This window comes from Spirillospora sp. NPDC047418 (assembly GCF_040643275.1).
Classification (GTDB): Bacteria; Actinomycetota; Actinomycetes; order Streptosporangiales; family Streptosporangiaceae; genus Spirillospora.
The window spans coordinates 73,986-88,908 of the sequence record NZ_JBEYTW010000004.1; the positions used below are offsets into that span (position 1 = coordinate 73,986).

General features: G+C 73.7%; 15 protein-coding genes. 9 read left to right on the top strand and 6 right to left on the bottom strand.

Annotation, left to right across the window (positions count from 1 at the left end; translation table 11 throughout):
* Positions 1 to 839: 839 nt before the first annotated feature.
* The gene (locus ABZ806_RS03515; protein WP_500215043.1) at positions 840 to 1,748 is read left to right on the top strand and encodes a PDR/VanB family oxidoreductase; all 909 of its coding nucleotides are present in this window, start codon (positions 840 to 842) and stop codon (positions 1,746 to 1,748) included.
* A 4-nt stretch (positions 1,749 to 1,752) separates the two neighbouring features.
* On the opposite strand, the gene ABZ806_RS03520 is transcribed toward ABZ806_RS03515, so the two are convergent.
* Positions 1,753 to 2,691, bottom strand: coding sequence for an alpha/beta hydrolase (locus ABZ806_RS03520; protein ID WP_500215044.1), 939 nt, complete (start codon positions 2,689 to 2,691; stop codon positions 1,753 to 1,755).
* A 125-nt stretch (positions 2,692 to 2,816) separates the two neighbouring features.
* On the opposite strand from ABZ806_RS03520, the gene ABZ806_RS03525 reads away from it, so the two are divergent.
* The 6 genes from ABZ806_RS03525 to ABZ806_RS03550 all read left to right on the top strand — a co-directional run bounded on the left by ABZ806_RS03525 (position 2,817) and on the right by ABZ806_RS03550 (position 8,347).
* A complete protein-coding gene (locus tag ABZ806_RS03525) occupies positions 2,817 to 4,043 on the top strand; it encodes a helix-turn-helix domain-containing protein (RefSeq protein WP_500215045.1) in 1,227 nt (408 codons plus the stop codon).
* Positions 4,044 to 4,203: 160 nt separating this feature from the next.
* Positions 4,204 to 4,848 carry an ABC transporter permease gene (locus tag ABZ806_RS03530; RefSeq protein ID WP_500215046.1) on the top strand — a complete coding sequence of 215 codons (645 nt, stop codon included), beginning with the start codon at positions 4,204 to 4,206 and terminating at the stop codon, positions 4,846 to 4,848.
* Positions 4,845 to 5,891: an ABC transporter ATP-binding protein gene (locus tag ABZ806_RS03535; RefSeq protein WP_500215047.1), complete on the top strand. Its 1,047-nt coding sequence runs from the start codon at positions 4,845 to 4,847 to the stop codon at positions 5,889 to 5,891. The genes ABZ806_RS03530 and ABZ806_RS03535 overlap by 4 nt, the downstream gene beginning before the upstream one ends.
* A complete protein-coding gene (locus ABZ806_RS03540) occupies positions 5,888 to 6,655 on the top strand; it encodes an ABC transporter permease (RefSeq protein WP_500215048.1) in 768 nt (255 codons plus the stop codon). Before ABZ806_RS03535 ends, ABZ806_RS03540 begins: the two co-directional genes overlap by 4 nt.
* 36 nt (positions 6,656 to 6,691) lie before the next feature.
* Entirely contained in the window at positions 6,692 to 7,675 is a 984-nt protein-coding gene (locus ABZ806_RS03545) for a glycine betaine ABC transporter substrate-binding protein (RefSeq protein ID WP_500215049.1), read from the top strand.
* 96 nt (positions 7,676 to 7,771) lie between these two features.
* The gene (locus ABZ806_RS03550; protein ID WP_500215050.1) at positions 7,772 to 8,347 is read left to right on the top strand and encodes an HU family DNA-binding protein; all 576 of its coding nucleotides are present in this window, start codon (positions 7,772 to 7,774) and stop codon (positions 8,345 to 8,347) included.
* 70 nt (positions 8,348 to 8,417) lie between these two features.
* Here the strand turns inward: ABZ806_RS03550 and ABZ806_RS03555 are convergent, their stop codons facing one another.
* The 3 genes from ABZ806_RS03555 to ABZ806_RS03565 all read right to left on the bottom strand — a co-directional run bounded on the left by ABZ806_RS03555 (position 8,418) and on the right by ABZ806_RS03565 (position 11,793).
* Positions 8,418 to 9,650, bottom strand: a complete 1,233-nt coding sequence (locus ABZ806_RS03555) for an acetyl-CoA hydrolase/transferase family protein (RefSeq protein WP_500215051.1) — start codon at positions 9,648 to 9,650, stop codon at positions 8,418 to 8,420.
* Positions 9,650 to 10,270 carry a CBS domain-containing protein gene (locus ABZ806_RS03560; RefSeq protein WP_500215052.1) on the bottom strand — a complete coding sequence of 207 codons (621 nt, stop codon included), beginning with the start codon at positions 10,268 to 10,270 and terminating at the stop codon, positions 9,650 to 9,652. Before ABZ806_RS03560 ends, ABZ806_RS03555 begins: the two co-directional genes overlap by 1 nt.
* 131 nt (positions 10,271 to 10,401) lie before the next feature.
* Positions 10,402 to 11,793: a GntP family permease gene (locus ABZ806_RS03565; RefSeq protein ID WP_500215053.1), complete on the bottom strand. Its 1,392-nt coding sequence runs from the start codon at positions 11,791 to 11,793 to the stop codon at positions 10,402 to 10,404.
* A gap of 135 nt (positions 11,794 to 11,928) precedes the next feature.
* Between ABZ806_RS03565 and ABZ806_RS03570 the strand changes: the two genes are divergently transcribed.
* Complete coding sequence (locus ABZ806_RS03570) at positions 11,929 to 12,654, top strand: FadR/GntR family transcriptional regulator (protein WP_500215054.1); 726 nt, start codon at positions 11,929 to 11,931, stop codon at positions 12,652 to 12,654.
* Here the strand turns inward: ABZ806_RS03570 and ABZ806_RS03575 are convergent.
* The gene (locus ABZ806_RS03575; protein ID WP_500215055.1) at positions 12,651 to 13,502 is read right to left on the bottom strand and encodes a DUF72 domain-containing protein; all 852 of its coding nucleotides are present in this window, start codon (positions 13,500 to 13,502) and stop codon (positions 12,651 to 12,653) included. The genes ABZ806_RS03570 and ABZ806_RS03575 overlap by 4 nt on opposite strands.
* 182 nt (positions 13,503 to 13,684) lie before the next feature.
* Here ABZ806_RS03575 and ABZ806_RS03580 point away from each other — a divergent pair, with 182 nt between their 5' ends.
* Entirely contained in the window at positions 13,685 to 14,098 is a 414-nt protein-coding gene (locus ABZ806_RS03580; protein ID WP_500215056.1) for an OsmC family protein, read from the top strand.
* 26 nt (positions 14,099 to 14,124) lie between these two features.
* On the opposite strand, the gene ABZ806_RS03585 is transcribed toward ABZ806_RS03580, so the two are convergent.
* Positions 14,125 to 14,922 carry an alpha/beta fold hydrolase gene (locus ABZ806_RS03585; RefSeq protein WP_500215057.1) on the bottom strand — a complete coding sequence of 266 codons (798 nt, stop codon included), beginning with the start codon at positions 14,920 to 14,922 and terminating at the stop codon, positions 14,125 to 14,127.
* Position 14,923 lies beyond the last annotated feature (1 nt).

Genomic DNA, 14,923 nt, shown 5'->3' on the forward strand with positions numbered 1-14,923 from the left:
GCACGCGCATCCCGCGCACGCGCATCCCGCGCACGCGCATCCCGCGCACGCGCATCCCGCGCACGCGCATCCCGCGCACGCGCATCCCGCGCACGCGCATCCCGCGCACGGCGCCGGCCGCAGTGACGGCCTCGGCCGCGGCCTCGTTCCTGATCGTGATCACCTGTCTCTGCGGGTCTCGTCCCTCGGCGGGCCAGGAGTCCGGTCTCTCTGCGGGCCAGGGGTCTGGTCTCTTTGCGGGCCAGGGGTCTGGTCTCTTTGCGGGCCAGGGGTCTGGTCTCTCTGCGGGCCAGGAGTCCGGTCTCTCCGCGGGCCCGGGGTCCGGTGCCTCGGGTGAGGGGCTCGTGTCTAGGGCGGGGCTGGGGGTGGAGGGGCTTCTTGTCGTCGGGGGTGAGGGGCTCGTGTCTAGGGCGGGGCTGGGGGTGGAGGGGCTTCTTGTCCTCGGGGGGTGAGGGGCTCGTGTCTAAGGCGGAACTGGGGGTGGAGGGCTTCTTGTTCTTGGGGGTGGGGGTCTCGTGATCCTTGCTGGTGGTGGGGGTTCGGGGGGCGGGTTCTTCCGCTCGGTGGAAGGGGCACTGGTGGCCGGTGGCGCTACCGGTGACAGTCGTGGGGACGAAGGCGGCGGCCGTTGGTGAGAGCCGGGGAGGCTGCGGCGCGGGCGAGTGCGCTGGCCCGGGCGCGGTCGTCGTGCGCGGGTCGGTGCGCGGCTGGGCGCGGGATCGTCCGGGCGCCGGTGCGAGGTCCGCTCGGCCGGGATGTTGAGGAGAGCCGTTGCGGGGCGGCCGTTCTGAGAGGGGTCGTGCCTGGTGGGTGACCGGATGTCGCCGGATGGAGGGCAGGTGGAGGTCGAAGTCGTCGTCGAGGCGAGGGCGGTCCTCGCCGACGGTGTCGTCGGGCTGACGTTGCGCGCGGCGGACGGCGGTGAGTTGCCGGCGTGGCGGCCCGGGGCGCACATCGACGTGCTGCTCGGCGACGGTCTCGTCCGGCAGTACTCGCTGTGCGGGGACCCTGGCGACTCACGGACGTGGCGGATCGGTGTCCTCAAGGAGGGGCCGGGGTCCACGGTCGTGCACGAGCGGGTCCGGCCAGGAGATCGGCTCACCGTCCGGGGGCCGCGCAACAACTTCGCGCTGGACGACGCGCCCCGGTACGTGTTCCTCGCCGGCGGCATCGGCATCACGCCGATCCTGCCGATGGTGGCCGCGGCCGAGGCCGCCGGCGCCGAATGGCGGCTGCACTACGGGGGGCGGCGGCGCTCCGCCATGGCGTTCGTCGATGAACTGTCCTCGTACGGCGAGCGGGTCGAGGTTCGCCCGCAGGACGAGTCCGGCCTTCTGGACCTCGACGGCATCCTGGGCGACGTCGCGCCGGACGCGCTCGTGTACTGCTGCGGGCCGGAGCCGATGCTCGCGGCGGCCGAGGAGCGGTGCGCCGCGCTGCGGACCGAGCGGTTCTCCCCGAAGCCGGTCACCGGGCCGGAGGAGGCGTTCGAGGTCGAGTTGTCGCTGAGCGGCCGCACCCTGCGGGTCGAACCGGGGCATTCGATCCTGGAGACCGTGGAGAAGGCGGGCGTCAGCGTCCTGTCGTCCTGCCGCGAGGGGACGTGCGGGACGTGCGAGACCCCCGTCCTCGAAGGCGAGCCCGACCACCGGGACTCCGTGCTGACCGAGGCGGAGCGCGCCGACGGCGGATTCATGATGATCTGCGTGTCGCGCGCCTGCGGGCCCCGCCTCGTCCTCGAACTCTGACCGGTCAGCCGGGGTGGAGGGCGCGGCGGAGGGCGCCGAGCCGGTCGGCGTTCATGCGCTTCGTCACGGCCGCGTCCGGCACCAGGGTGGAGCCGTGGAACGTACCCGGATAGAGGTGCATCTCGGTCGGGACGCCCGCCTGGACGAGCCGCTGCCCGTAGCTCAGCCCCTCGTCGCGCAGCGGGTCGAACTCGCAGGTGGTGACGAAGGCGGGCGGCAGCCCGGACAGGTCCTCCGCGCGGGCGGGCGCCGCGTACGGGGATACGCCGGCGGTGCCGCGGACGCCTTCGCCGAGGTAGTAGTCCCAGCTCAGCTCGGCGTTGGTCCGGTGCCAGATCGGCGTGTCGGTGTAGGCGCGCATCGAGGGGGTGTCGAGCCGGTCGTCCAGTTCCGGGATGCCGAGGAACTGGAAGCACAGGGCGGGGCCGCCGCGGTCGCGGGCCAGCAGCGCGACCGCGGCGGACAGCCCGCCGCCGGCGCTCTCGCCGCCGACCGCCAGCCGGTCCGGGTCGATGCCGAGGTCGCCGGCGTGCGCGGCGGTCCAGGACAGGACGGCGTAGCAGTCCTCCAGCCCGGCGGGGAAGGGGTGCTCGGGGGCCAGCCGGTAGTCGACCGACACCACGACGGCGCCGACCTCGGCCGCGATGCTCGCCGCGTCGTCGTGGTAGAGGTCGACGCTGCCGAGGGCGAACCCGCCGCCGTGGACGAACACGAGGCCGGGCAGGACGCCGTCGTGCTCGGCCGGCCTGAAGATCCGGACCGGGACGCCGGGCTCGCCCGGGACCGCGACGTCGCGCGTCTCGACCGGGACCGGCGGCGTGTAAACGGGCCTGTTCCCGAACATCTCCACCTCCTCCCGGCGGACCTTCGCGATATCGGCGATCGAGAGATGGGGGATCATCGAGATCCACGGGACGAGTTCCGGATCGTAGGCGTAGGTCACCACGGGCTCCTCTCGCGCGGCCTGCGCCCCCAGTGTCCGGCGTCCGGGCCCGCCTGCCCAGCCGCCATCCGCCGGGGAAATCCGGCGGGGAGGCCGCCGACCGTCGGGTGCCGTACGCTGCCGTCATGAAGGGCCTGCTCCTGCGGCTTTCGGCGCTGGACGCCGATGCGGAGAACGCCGTCCGGGTGATCAGCTTCTTCGACGGGCTGATCGCGGCACAGGTCGGCCCGCAGGCCCTCGTCCGGGAGACCGCGCGCCTTGCCGAGTGCCCGGCCGGCCTCGTCGACACCGCCTCCGGCCTGTCCCTGCGCGCCGACCCCGCCCCCCACAACGCCGCTCACCCCGCCGTCAACCCCGCACCACGAGTCATACCGGACGGCTTGCCGGGGGACGTAGCCGGCGGCGTTGCGGGGGATGTACCGGGCGGCGTGCAGGGGGACGTGGCGGGCGGGGTGCCGGGGGATGTACCCGGCGGTGGGGCGGGTGTTGTATCGCGGGGCGTACCGGGCGGTGTGTCGGGTGGTGTGCTGCGGGTCGTAGCGGGTGATGGGGCGGGCGGTTTTGTGGGTGGGGTGATTCGGGAGGTCTCGGGGACGGCGTGCGTGTGGCTGGGGAGGAGTGAGCCGCTGCCGCTCGACGAGCTGGTGCTGGAGCGGTTCGCGATCGCCGCCGGGGTGCTGCTGGGGGCGGCGCCGCGGCAGGGGGACGGGGGGCTCGCCGAGCTGGTCCTCTCGGCGGACGCCGGGGAACTCGCACGGTGCCGGGCGCTGCGCCTGCTGGACGTCGACCCGGCTGAGCGGGTACACGTCCTGGCCGTCGAGGGGGAGATCCCGGACGCGCTGGGCGGGATCGGCGCGCCCGCGGTGTCGCTCGGGCGCGTCCATGCCGTGCTCGTGCGGACGCCGCCGGAACGGTTCCCGCGCGGGCTCCGCGTCGGGGTCGGGTCCGCGCTGCCCGCCGTCGAGGCGCCCGCGTCGCTGCGGCGGGCCCGCACCGCGCTGCGCTTCGCCGGGATGGGCGCCGACGTCGTCCACTACGACGGGCTCGGCGCGCTCGCGGTCATCGCCGCGCGGATGCGGGACGAGGACATCGCCGCCGTCCCGGACGTGGCCGCGCTGGACGCGCTCGCCGCCGAGCCGAACGGCGCGGGCACCCTCGCCGTCCTCGCCGCGTTCTGCGCGACCGGCTCCGCCCGCCGGGCGGCCGCCCGGGTGCACCGGCACCACAGCACGATCGCCGCCCGGCTCGCGTACGCCGAGGCGCGGCTCGGGTTCTCGTTCGCCGCGCCCGGCGAGCGGCGGCGGCTGGACCTGGCCGTCCTGCTGCGGCACCTGCGCGACCGGCCGGAGTGACGGCCGGCTCCCGGCCGAACGGCGGGGCCGCAACAGATCTGTGCCCCGGGCCGTTATTGCAAGACTGATCGTCAATAGGCAACCTCTGAACCATGGGAGACGCGAGCAACACCGTTCTCGTCCGGGCTCCCGCCGCACCGCGCGGACGCGGGAGGCGGCGATGAGCTTCTCCGAATACCTCTCCGAACGCTGGCCCGAGATCGCCCGGCTGGCCGCCGAGCACGCCGAGGTCGTGCTGATCGCCGTCGCTGTGGCGGCCGTGATCGGGATCGGGCTCGGCATCGCCGTCGAAGGCCGCCCGCGCGCCAGGGGGCTCGCCCTCGGCGTGGCCGGCACCATGCTGACCGTCCCGTCCCTGGCGCTGTTCGGCCTGCTCATCCCGCTGTTCGGGCTGGGCCTCACACCGACGATCACGGCGCTGGTGCTGTACGCGGTGTTCCCGATCCTGCGCAACACCATCACCGGGCTCGACGGCGTCCCGGGCCCGGTGGAGGAGGCGGCCCGCGGCATGGGAATGAGCCCCGCGGCCCGCATGCTGCGAATCAGGCTGCCGCTGGCCTGGCCGGTGGTGCTCACCGGCGTCCGGGTGGCCACCATCATGACCGTCGCGATCGCGGCGATCGCCGCCGCCGTCGCGGGCCCCGGCCTCGGCGGGCTGATCTTCGGCGGGCTGGCCCGGATCGGCGGCGCGAACGCGCTGAACGACACCCTCGCCGGGACGCTCGGCGTCGCCGTCCTGGCGCTGGTCCTGGACCTGCTGTTCGTCGTGCTGTCCCGCGTCACGACCGCCAGGGGGCTGCGATGACCGAGCCCGTCGCCGCCGAGATCGGCGAGAGTGCCGCGCCGGAGCGCCGGGAGATGATCCGCCTGGAGGGGGTGAGCAAGCGGTACCCCGGCCAGGACGTCCCGGCGGTCGACGACCTCACGCTCGGCGTCCGGGAGGGTGAGATCGTCGTGCTGCTGGGGCCGTCCGGCTGCGGCAAGACGACCACGCTGCGGCTGGTCAACCGGCTGATCGAGCCGACCGCGGGCCGGATCCTGCTCGGCGGCGAGGACGTCACCCGCGCCGACCCCGACGAGCTGCGCCGCCGCATCGGGTACGTCATCCAGCAGGTCGGGCTGTTCCCGCACATGACGATCGCCGCGAACATCGGGGTCATCCCGCGGACGCTCGGCTGGCCCAAGAGGCGCGTGCGGGACCGCGTCGACGAGCTGCTCGACCTGGTCGGGCTCGACCCCGGCACCTACCGGACCCGGTACCCGAAGGAGCTGTCGGGCGGGCAGCAGCAGCGCGTCGGGGTCGCCCGCGCGCTCGCCGCCGACCCGCCCGCCATGCTGATGGACGAGCCGTTCGGCGCCATCGACCCGATCACGCGGGAACGGCTCCAGGACGCGTTCCTGGAGATCCAGGCCCGGATCGGCAAGACGATCGTGCTCGTCACCCACGACCTCGGCGAGGCGCTCAAGCTCGGCGACCGGATCGCGATGCTCGGGCAGCGGGCGGAGCTCGTCCAGTACGACACGCCCGCGGCGATCCTCGCCGAACCCGCCGACGAGTTCGTCGCGTCGTTCGTCGGTACGGGTGCGGCGATGCGGCGGCTCCGGCTGGTCGAGGTGGGCTCCATCGCGCTGCGCCCCGCCGGGCCCGGCGGTCCCGGCGGCGCGGCCGTCCGGTCCGGCCAGTCGCTCTACGAGGCGCTGGACGCGATGCTGCGGGCCGGGACGGAGACCGCGACCGTCCTGGACGACGACGGACGCCCCGCCGGCACGATCTCCTGGTCCGCGATCGTCAGGGCGACGCCGCCGAAGGACGTCAGGGAGACGCCGCCGAAGGACGGTGGACGATGACCGTCACCGCCGTCCCGGAGCGTGCGGCGTCCGGTGAGGAGGCCCGCGGGCGCACCGGCCTGCTCGTCACACCGGTCTTCCTCCTCGCGGTGTGCGCGGCGCTCTACCTCTACCTGCGCGGCCTCGACCTGGACCCGATCGAGCGCCGCTCCATCAACCGGACCGAGATCGTCCACCAGTTCGGCGAGCACATCCGGCTGGTCGCGGTGTCCACGGCGCTCGTCCTCGCGATCGCGATCCCGCTCGGCGTGCTGCTGACCCGGCCGCGGCTGCGCCGGCTGTCCGCCCCGTTCCTCGCGCTCGCCAACGTGGGGCAGGCCGTCCCGTCCATCGGGGTGCTGGTGCTGCTCGCCGTCACGGTCGGCATCGGATTCCAGAAGGCGGTGATCGCGCTGATCCTCGTGTCGGCGCTGCCGGTGCTGCGCAACACGATGGTCGGCCTGCAGGGCGTCGACCGGTCGCTGATCGACGCCGGGCGCGGCATCGGCATGTCCCGGACGGCGGTGCTGTTCCGAGTCGAGTTGCCGCTCGCCGTCCCGGTGATCCTGGCGAGCGTCCGCGTCGCGGTGATCCTGAACGTCGGCAGCGCGACGCTCGCTGCCTTCACCAACGCGGGCGGGCTCGGCGACCTGATCAACACCGGCATCGCGCTGAACCGCACCCCGATCCTGCTGACCGGCAGCGTCCTGACGGCCGTGCTCGCCCTGGCCGCCGACTGGCTCATCGGACTCGTCGAGCACGTCCTGCGCCCCCGCGGCATCTGAACCCCCCCGGTGTCCGAACCCCTGAGGAGAGTCACCATGCGCCTGCTCCCGTCCGGAATCTCACGCATCGTCGCGCCCATCGCCGCCTCCGCCGCCGTCCTCGCCCTGACCGCCGGATGCTTCAGCTCCAGCGGCACCGACGCCAAGGCGGGCAGCCTGGCCGAGGGCAACTCGCTGGAGGGCGCCACCCTCACCGTCGGGTCCAAGGAGTTCACCGAGCAGCTCGTCTTGTGCCAGGTCACCGCGCTCGCGCTGCGCTCGGCGGGCGCGACCGTCCACGAGAAGTGCGGGCTGCAGGGCAGCAACACCACGCGCGCGGCGCTGACGTCCGGCAGCATCGACATGTACTGGGAGTACACGGGGACGGCCTGGATCAACTTCCTGAAGCAGACCGAGCCGGTCGGCGACCCGGTCGCCCAGTACAAGGCGGTCGCCGAGCAGGATCTGGCGAAGAACAAGGTCAAATGGCTGGCGGCGGCGCCCGCGAACAACACCTACGCCATCGCCGTGAAGACGGCGACCATGCAGGAACTCGGCATCAAGAACCTGTCGGACTACGCCGCGCTGGCCAAGAGCGACCCGTCCAAGGCCTCCACCTGCGTGGCGAGCGAGTTCGCCGGACGCAGCGACGGGTGGCCCGGCCTCCAGAAGGCGTACGGATTCACGCTCCCCAAGTCGAACGTCGCGACCCTGGCCGAAGGCGCCATCTACGACGCCATCGGCAAGGGCGATCCCTGCAATTTCGGGGAGGTCGCCACGACGGACGGACGTATCAAGGCGCTGGCCCTGACGCCCGTCCCGGACGACAAGAGCTTCTTCCCGGTCTACAACCCGGCCCTCACCGTCCGGGACTCGGTCTACCGGGAGCACCCCGCCGTCGGGAAGATCGCGAACCCGATCGCGGCGGCGCTGACCGACTCTGTCCTCCAGGAGCTCAACGGCGAGGTCGACATCAAGGGCAAGCAGCCCGCGGAGGTCGCCGAGACCTGGCTGCAGTCCAAGGGCTTTATCGGAAAGTAAGGGCGAAACGCCGGCCGGGATGCCGATTGCCGGGTCCCGGCCGCCGTGCCGCACTACGCTGAGCAGCACATATCGCCACAGTGAAGGGCATGGCGCATGAACCGGAGTGAACTGGTCAAGGCCGTGGCGGAGCGCGCGGGGAGCGACGAGTCCGCCGCCCGCCGGCACGTGGACGCCGTGTTCGACACCGTGATGGACCGCGTGTCCGCCGGGGAGCGCGTCATCGTGACCGGATTCGGGACGTTCGACAGCTTCGCCCGCCCGGCCCGCAGCGCCCGCAACCCGCGCACCGGGCTGCCGGTCGAGGTGCCCGCCGCGCAGGTGCCGCGGTTCCGGACCGGGCAGACGTTCCGCAACCGCGTCGCCGGTGAGGCCCCCGCCCCCGCTCCGGCGGCCGTGGAGCCCGCAGCCGAGCCGGAGGCGGAGGTGACGGTGGCGGTCGAGACCGACGCGCCCGCCGCGAAGAAGCCCAAGGCCGGCAAGAACGAAAAGAGCGCCAAGGACGGAAAGAACGGCAAGAAGGCCAAGAGGAGCGCCGAGTCGGCGAAGCCGTCCGCGAAGCCCGAGGCCGCCGCCTCCGCGCCCGTGAAAGACGGCAAGAAGACGAAGAACGCCAAGGCCGGGAAGAAGAAGGCCGGCAAGGCGAAGGCCCGCGCCAAGGCCGCCAAGTAGCAAGGCCGCCAAGTAGCAAGGCCGTCAGGTGGCGGAGCCCGTGGTTGGCGAGGTCGCGGCGTGGGTGGGGTCAGTGGAGGGGGAAGCCCAGGGCGCGGCCTTCCTCGCGTAGGTCGTCGCGTGCGGCCGGGTGCGCCACCCGGTCCACGATCTGCTGGGCCTGGGACAGCGCGTCCCGGCCCCAGACCGTGGCGGTGCCCTGCTCGCTGACGATGAAGCTGTGCTGGAACGAGGTGACGGGCCCCGACAGCCGCGGGATGACCGTGGACACGTCCGCCTTCGGATGCCAGGACGGAAGCGCGATGACCGCCCGGCCGCCGGGGGAGTGCAGCGCGCCCACCACGAAGTCGGTCTGCCCGCCGAACCCCGAGTAGATCACCCCGCGCACCCGGCTGGCGTTGGCCTGCGCGTACAGGTCGACCTGGAGCGCGGAGTTCACCGACACGAGGCGGTGCCGCCGCGCGATCAGGCTCGGGTCGTTGGTCTTCTCGGTGCGCAGCATCCGGACGCGCTCGTTGCGGTCGGCCCAGTCGTAGAGCTCCTCGCCGCCGAACGCGAACGAGGCCGTGATCGGCGTGTCCGGGTCGAGCGCGCCGGCCTTCTCCAGCGCGAGGACGCCGTCGCTGAACATCTCCGACCAGATCCCGAGGCCGCGGCGGTCGAGCAGCGAGGCGAGCACCGCGTCCGGGACGGCGCCGATGCCGAGCTGCAGGGTCCCCCGCTCGGGGACGAGCGCCGCCACCCGGCCGCCGATCTCGCGGGCGACGTCGCCGGGCGGGCGCGGCACCGGGCTCGCGAGGGGCTCGTCCGACTCGATCGCGTAGTCGATCTCGTCGACCGCCATGACGGCGTCCCCGAAGGTGTAGGGCATCCGCGGGTTGAGCTGGGCGATGACGAGCCCGCCGCGGGCCCGCACCGCCTCCACGGCGGCGGGCAGGATGTTGACCTCGATGCCGAGGGACACGGTCCCGTCGCGCGGCATGGACGTCTGGACGACGACGATGTCGGGCGGCAGCGACCCCTTCAGCAGGTTCGGGACGAGCGACAGCCGCGACGGGAAGTACCGCAGGTGCGGCCTGCCCCGCATGCCCGCGCCGACGAACGGCGTCTCCAGGTCCACGCCGTCGCGGTCCGGCAGGTCGCCCTGCGCGTTCAGCATGAACAGCCGGTACTCGGGGGCGGCCTCGTCCAGGACGGCGAGGGCGCGGCGCGGGGTGGCGAAGTTGCCGCCGGCCACCACGCGCGGCCGTCCCGGCAGGCCCGCGAGGACGGAGCCGAGGTGGGACTCGGAGATGACGCGCATCAGGCATTCCCCCGGGCGGTGGTCTCCCGGATGGAGACGCGGGTGACGCCGGGCACGGTGCGGGCGAGGACGCCGGCGACCCGGCGGGCCGGCTCGTCCGCGGCGCCGCCGCTCAGCTCGACGGCGCCGTCGCGCACGCGGACGTCCCAGTGCCGCCCGTCCGGCCCGTACTCGTCGATCGCGGCGAGCACGTCGTCGCGGATGCGGGCGTCGCCGCGGGCGAGGATCGCGATGAGGTCGCGGCGGCTGACGATGCCGACGAGGCCGGAGTCCGCCACCACCGGGACGCTCTTGATCCGCGTCCGCATCATCGTGTCGGCGAGCGTCGCGACGTCGGTGGTCGGCCGCGCCGTCTCCACGTCGCGGGTCATGACCTCCGCCACCAGGCGCGGCGCCGGGCTCGAGGCCGTCGCGACCGGCCGGGCGAAGGCGCGCGGGTCCCGCTCGAACACGCCGCGCAGGAGGTCCATCTCGCTGACGATGCCGGCGAGCCGCCCCGCGCCGTCCACGACGGGCAGGGCGGTGATGGCGTGGTCGTGTAGGACGCGGATCGCCTGGCGGATCGTGGCGGTCGGCGGGATCGTGACGACGGGCGAGGTCATCGCCTCCCGGACCAGCATGGCCTGTTCTCCTTCCGGCGAGGACGCCGTTCACCTACCCGGGCGGGACGGTCCCGACCCTGCCCGTCCATGATCGCCCGATCGCCGGCCAGAACCCAGGGCCGAACGTCCCGGCCCCGGGCCCGGCCGGGCTAGACGACGAGGCTCAGCAGCAGGACGAAGACCAGGCCGCACACCGAGACGACGGTCTCCATCAGCGACCACGTCTTGACGGTCTGCCCGACGCCGAGGCCGAAGTACTCCTTCACCAGCCAGAAGCCCGCGTCGTTGACATGGGAGAAGAACAGCGAGCCGGCGCCGATCGCGAGCACGAGCAGCGACGTCTCGCCGCTGTCGAGCGAGCCGGTCAGCGGGGCGAGGATGCCGGCGGCGGTGACGGTCGCGACCGTCGCCGAGCCGGTGGCCAGCCGGATCAGGACGGCGACCAGCCAGGCCAGGAACAGCACCGAGAAGCCGCTGTCCTTGACCCAGTCGGCGACCAGCTCGCCGATCCCGGTCTCGATCAGCGTCTGCTTGAAGCCGCCGCCGGCCGCCACGATCAGCAGGATCCCGGCGATGGGCGGCAGCGACTCGCTCAGCGACGCCGAGATCGACTGCCGGTTCATGCCGGCGCCGAGGCCGAACGTGAACATCCCGACGACGACCGCGATGAGCAGCGCGATCAGCGGGGTGCCGAGGTTGTCGAGGACCGTGCGGACGCCGCCGCCCTCGTCCAGGGCGATGTCGGCGATGGCCTTGCCCAGCATCAGCACGACCGGGAGGAGGACGGTGGCCAGCGTGATGGCGAAGGACGGGCGGTGCCGCAGGATCTCGTCCTCGGCGCTCTTGCCCTCCTCCTCGGGCTGGTCGACGTAGAGGTACGGCGGCATGACGTCCACCCAGCGGGCCGCGTAACGGGCGAACACCGGGCCCGACAGCGCGATCGTCGGGATCGCGACCAGCACGCCGAAGCCGAGCGTGAGGCCGAGGTCGGCGTTGAGCGCGTCGATCGCGACGAGCGGGCCGGGGTGCGGCGGGACGAGCCCGTGCATCGCCGACAGCCCGGCCAGCGCCGGGATGCCGACCGCGATGAGCGACAGCCCCGAGCGGCGTGCCACCAGGAAGATGACCGGCATCAGCAGGACGAGGCCGATCTCGAAGAACATCGGCAGGCCGATCAGCGCGCCGACGAGGGCCATCGCCCACGGGAGGAACGCGCGCCGCGACCGCCCGACGATGGTGTCGACGATCTGGTCGGCGCCGCCGGAGTCGGCCAGCAGCCTGCCGAACATCGCGCCGAGCGCGATGAGCGCGCCGACGCCGGCCGCGGTGTCGCCGAAGCCCTTGCCGAAGGCGTCGATCGTGTCGGACATGGGGAGTCCCGCGATGCCGCCGACCAGCAGCGCGCCGAGCGTGAGGCTCAGGAACGGGTGGACCTTGAAGTAGGTGATGAGTACGACGATCAGCGCGATTCCGGCGAGCGCCGCTGGCACGAGCCGCCCGCTCGACGCCGCCGGCGCCGCTGCCAGCAGGATCGGGTGCATTCGTCATCTCCCGGGGAGCGTGGCGAAGATGATGTCTGCCCGAGTGTGAACTTATGACCTGCTCATTACAAGGGGCGAAAGCGAAAAAGCATATCTTTATGCAAGTGCCACGATTCTTCGTGTGATGATTGGGCCATGGTGGACAACCCGCCGGCCGGGCTGCACGGCAGCGTCGTCGACCGGCTCGGCATGCTGATCACGTCCGGCGCCGTCGGCGCGGGCGAGGTGCTGCGGATCGAGCAGCTGGAGGACCGGTTCGGCGTGTCCCGCTCGGTGGTGCGGGAGGCGATCCGCGTCCTGGAGTCGATGGGCATGGTCACGAGCCGCCGCCGGGTCGGCATCACCGTCGCCGAGCGGGTGCGGTGGAACCTGTTCGACCCGCAGATCATCGGCTGGCGGCTGGACGGCGCGGGCCGCGACGAGCAACTGCGCTCCCTCGGCGAGCTGCGCCGCGGGCTGGAGCCGGTCGCCGCCGCGCTCGCCGCCCGCCGCGCCACGCCCGCGCAGTGCGGCGCGCTGACCGGCGCGGTCATGGAGATGGCGGTGCACGGCCGGTCCGGCGACCTGGAGTCCTACCTCACCGCGGACGTCCTGTTCCACCGGACGCTGCTGGAGGCGTCCGGCAACGAGATGATGGCCGCGCTCGGCGGCGTGGTCGCCGCCGTCCTCGCGGGCCGCACCCACCACCACCTGATGCCCGCCCACCCGGAGCCGGCCGCGATCCGCTGGCACGCGGAGGTGGCGCAGGCCGTCCAGGCGGGCGACGCCGACGCCGCCGAGCGCGCCATGCGCGACATCGTCGACGAGGCCACCCGGGCGATGCTGGACGCCGGCGACGAGACCTGGAACGACGAGACCTAGAACAGGGTGGGCGGCTCCGCGGGCACCGGCTCGGGGAGCGGCTCCACCTCCGGCGCCCGAGCCCGTATTTCGTCGTGGAAGCGGCGGGCCAGCGCGAGGGCGTCCGCGTTGTCCGGCGTGTGGACGAACACGGTCGGGGACCGTCCCTCGCGCACCCACTCGGCCGCCTTCTCCACCCAGAACCGCCAGCCCTCGACGGTGCGCGCGGTGTCGTCCCGCCCGAGGTACCGGACGATCGGGCGGTCGGTGAGCGCGGCCGACCGGCGCGGCACGCGCGGCTTCTTCGTCCACGCGTCCCGTTCGGCGTCGCTGGTCGGCGGGCTCTGGAAGAACGCGGTGGTGTCGAACGGGACCCATTCGGCCCCGGCCCGGACGAGCACCCGCTCCAGGTCGCGCGCGCATCCCGCGTCCTCGAAGAACGCCCGGTGCCGCACCTCGACGGCGCAGCGGTGCGCGGCGGGCAGCCCGCGCAGGAAGCCGGCCAGCGTCCCGACGTCTCCGGGGCCGAACGAGCCGGGGAGCTGGATCCAGAGCGCGTGCGTCCGCGACTCCAGCGGCTCCATCGCGCGCAGGAACGACCGGAGGTCCTCGCCGGCCCCGGCGAGCCGCCGCTCGTGCGTGATCGTCTTCGGCAGCTTCAGCACGAACCGGAAGTCCGGGGCGGTCTGCTCCGCCCACGACTCCACCGCGCTCCGCGCCGGCGTCGCGTAGAAGGTGGTGTTGCCCTCCACCGCGTCGCACCAGCTCGCGTAGGCGCGCAGCCGCTCGCCCGGCGGCAGCGAGGGCGGCAGGAACCGGCCCTGCCACCGAGCGTGCGCCCACATCGCGCACCCCACATGAACACGCATGCCGCCCGACGCTACCGAACTTCGCGGGCCGGCCGCCGCGCGGGCGGCGGACGGGCGGGCGGCGGACGGGCTCCGCGGGTGCCGAGCGTCCCGCGGTGCCCGGGACCTTCGGCACTACCCCGGCCGCCGCCGGGGCCGGAGGCTGGGAACACACGTCACCACGAGCTGAGGAGATGGTCCGGGTGAGGGAGATTCTGGTCGTCCACCGCGAGAACGACGCCTTCGCCGTGCTCGTCCGTGACCACGTGATCCATGTGGACCAGCCGTACTCGGCGGGCGGGATGGACGTCGGGCCGACGCCGCTGGAGCTGTTCGTCGCGTCGCTGGCCGCGAGCGCGGCCCACTACGCGCGCCGGTACCTGTCCAGGCACGGCCTGCCCGCGGCGGGGCTGGAGATCACCGCCGGCTACACCATGAGCCCGACCGTCCCGGCCCGCGTGTCGCACGTCGACCTGCGGGTGCGCCCGCCCGCGCGGCTCTCGGCCGCCGAGGCCGACGGGCTGGTGGCCGCCGTCGACCGCTGCACGGTGCACAACTCGATCATCGACGCGCCGCGCGTCGGCGTGCACCTGGCGAGCGAGGCCCGCGCCGCCTGATCCGCCCGACACGCCGGGCGCGGTGGTCACGGGCCGGTCGTCTCGCGGGTGAAGGCCAGCAGCGCGGCGGCGAAGTCGCCGGGGGCGCGCAGGTGCGGCTGCCCCGGCAGGTCCGGCAGGACGACGCGGCGGGCGTCGCGCGCCAGCTGCATGGCCAGCGCGTCCTTGGCCGCGAGGATGTCCCCCTCGGTGTTGAGCAGCAGGACGGGCGCGTCGACCGCCGCGAGCGCGTCCGCCGGGTCGTACCGGAACGCCGCCTGGTAGCCCCAGTCGTAGCGGCCGGCGACGCGCATCAGCTCGACCACCGCCAGGTGCAGCAGCTCCACGGGGAGGCCGGGGCCCCAGCCGCGCCGGTAGCGTTCGACGGCCCAGCCGAACTGCGAGCCGTGCTCGTCCAGCGGCGCCTCGGGCGTCCAGCCGGCGATGAAGGCGGCCCGCTCGTCGCCGGTGAAGAGCGGGACGCCGCTCAGCGCCAGCCCCGCGACGGGCAGGTGCGCGGAGGCGGCGATCGCCAGCGAGGCGCCGCTGTGGACGCCGGCGAGCACGGGCCGCTCCATCCCGATCCCGGCCGCCGCCCGCGCCAGCACGCGGCCGTAGTCGGGGATCTCGAAGCCGGGGCCGGGCGGGGCGTCGGACGCGCCGTAGCCGGGGGTGTCGAACGCGACGGCGCGGGCGTGCCGGCCGAGCACCGGCAGCACGTCCTCGAACACCCGCGAGGACAGCGGGGCCTCGTGGAACAGGCCGATCCACGGTCCGGAGCGCCCGTTGACCCGGTAGTGGACCTGGCCCCACTCGGTGTCGGCGTACCCGCCCTCGGTCCGCATC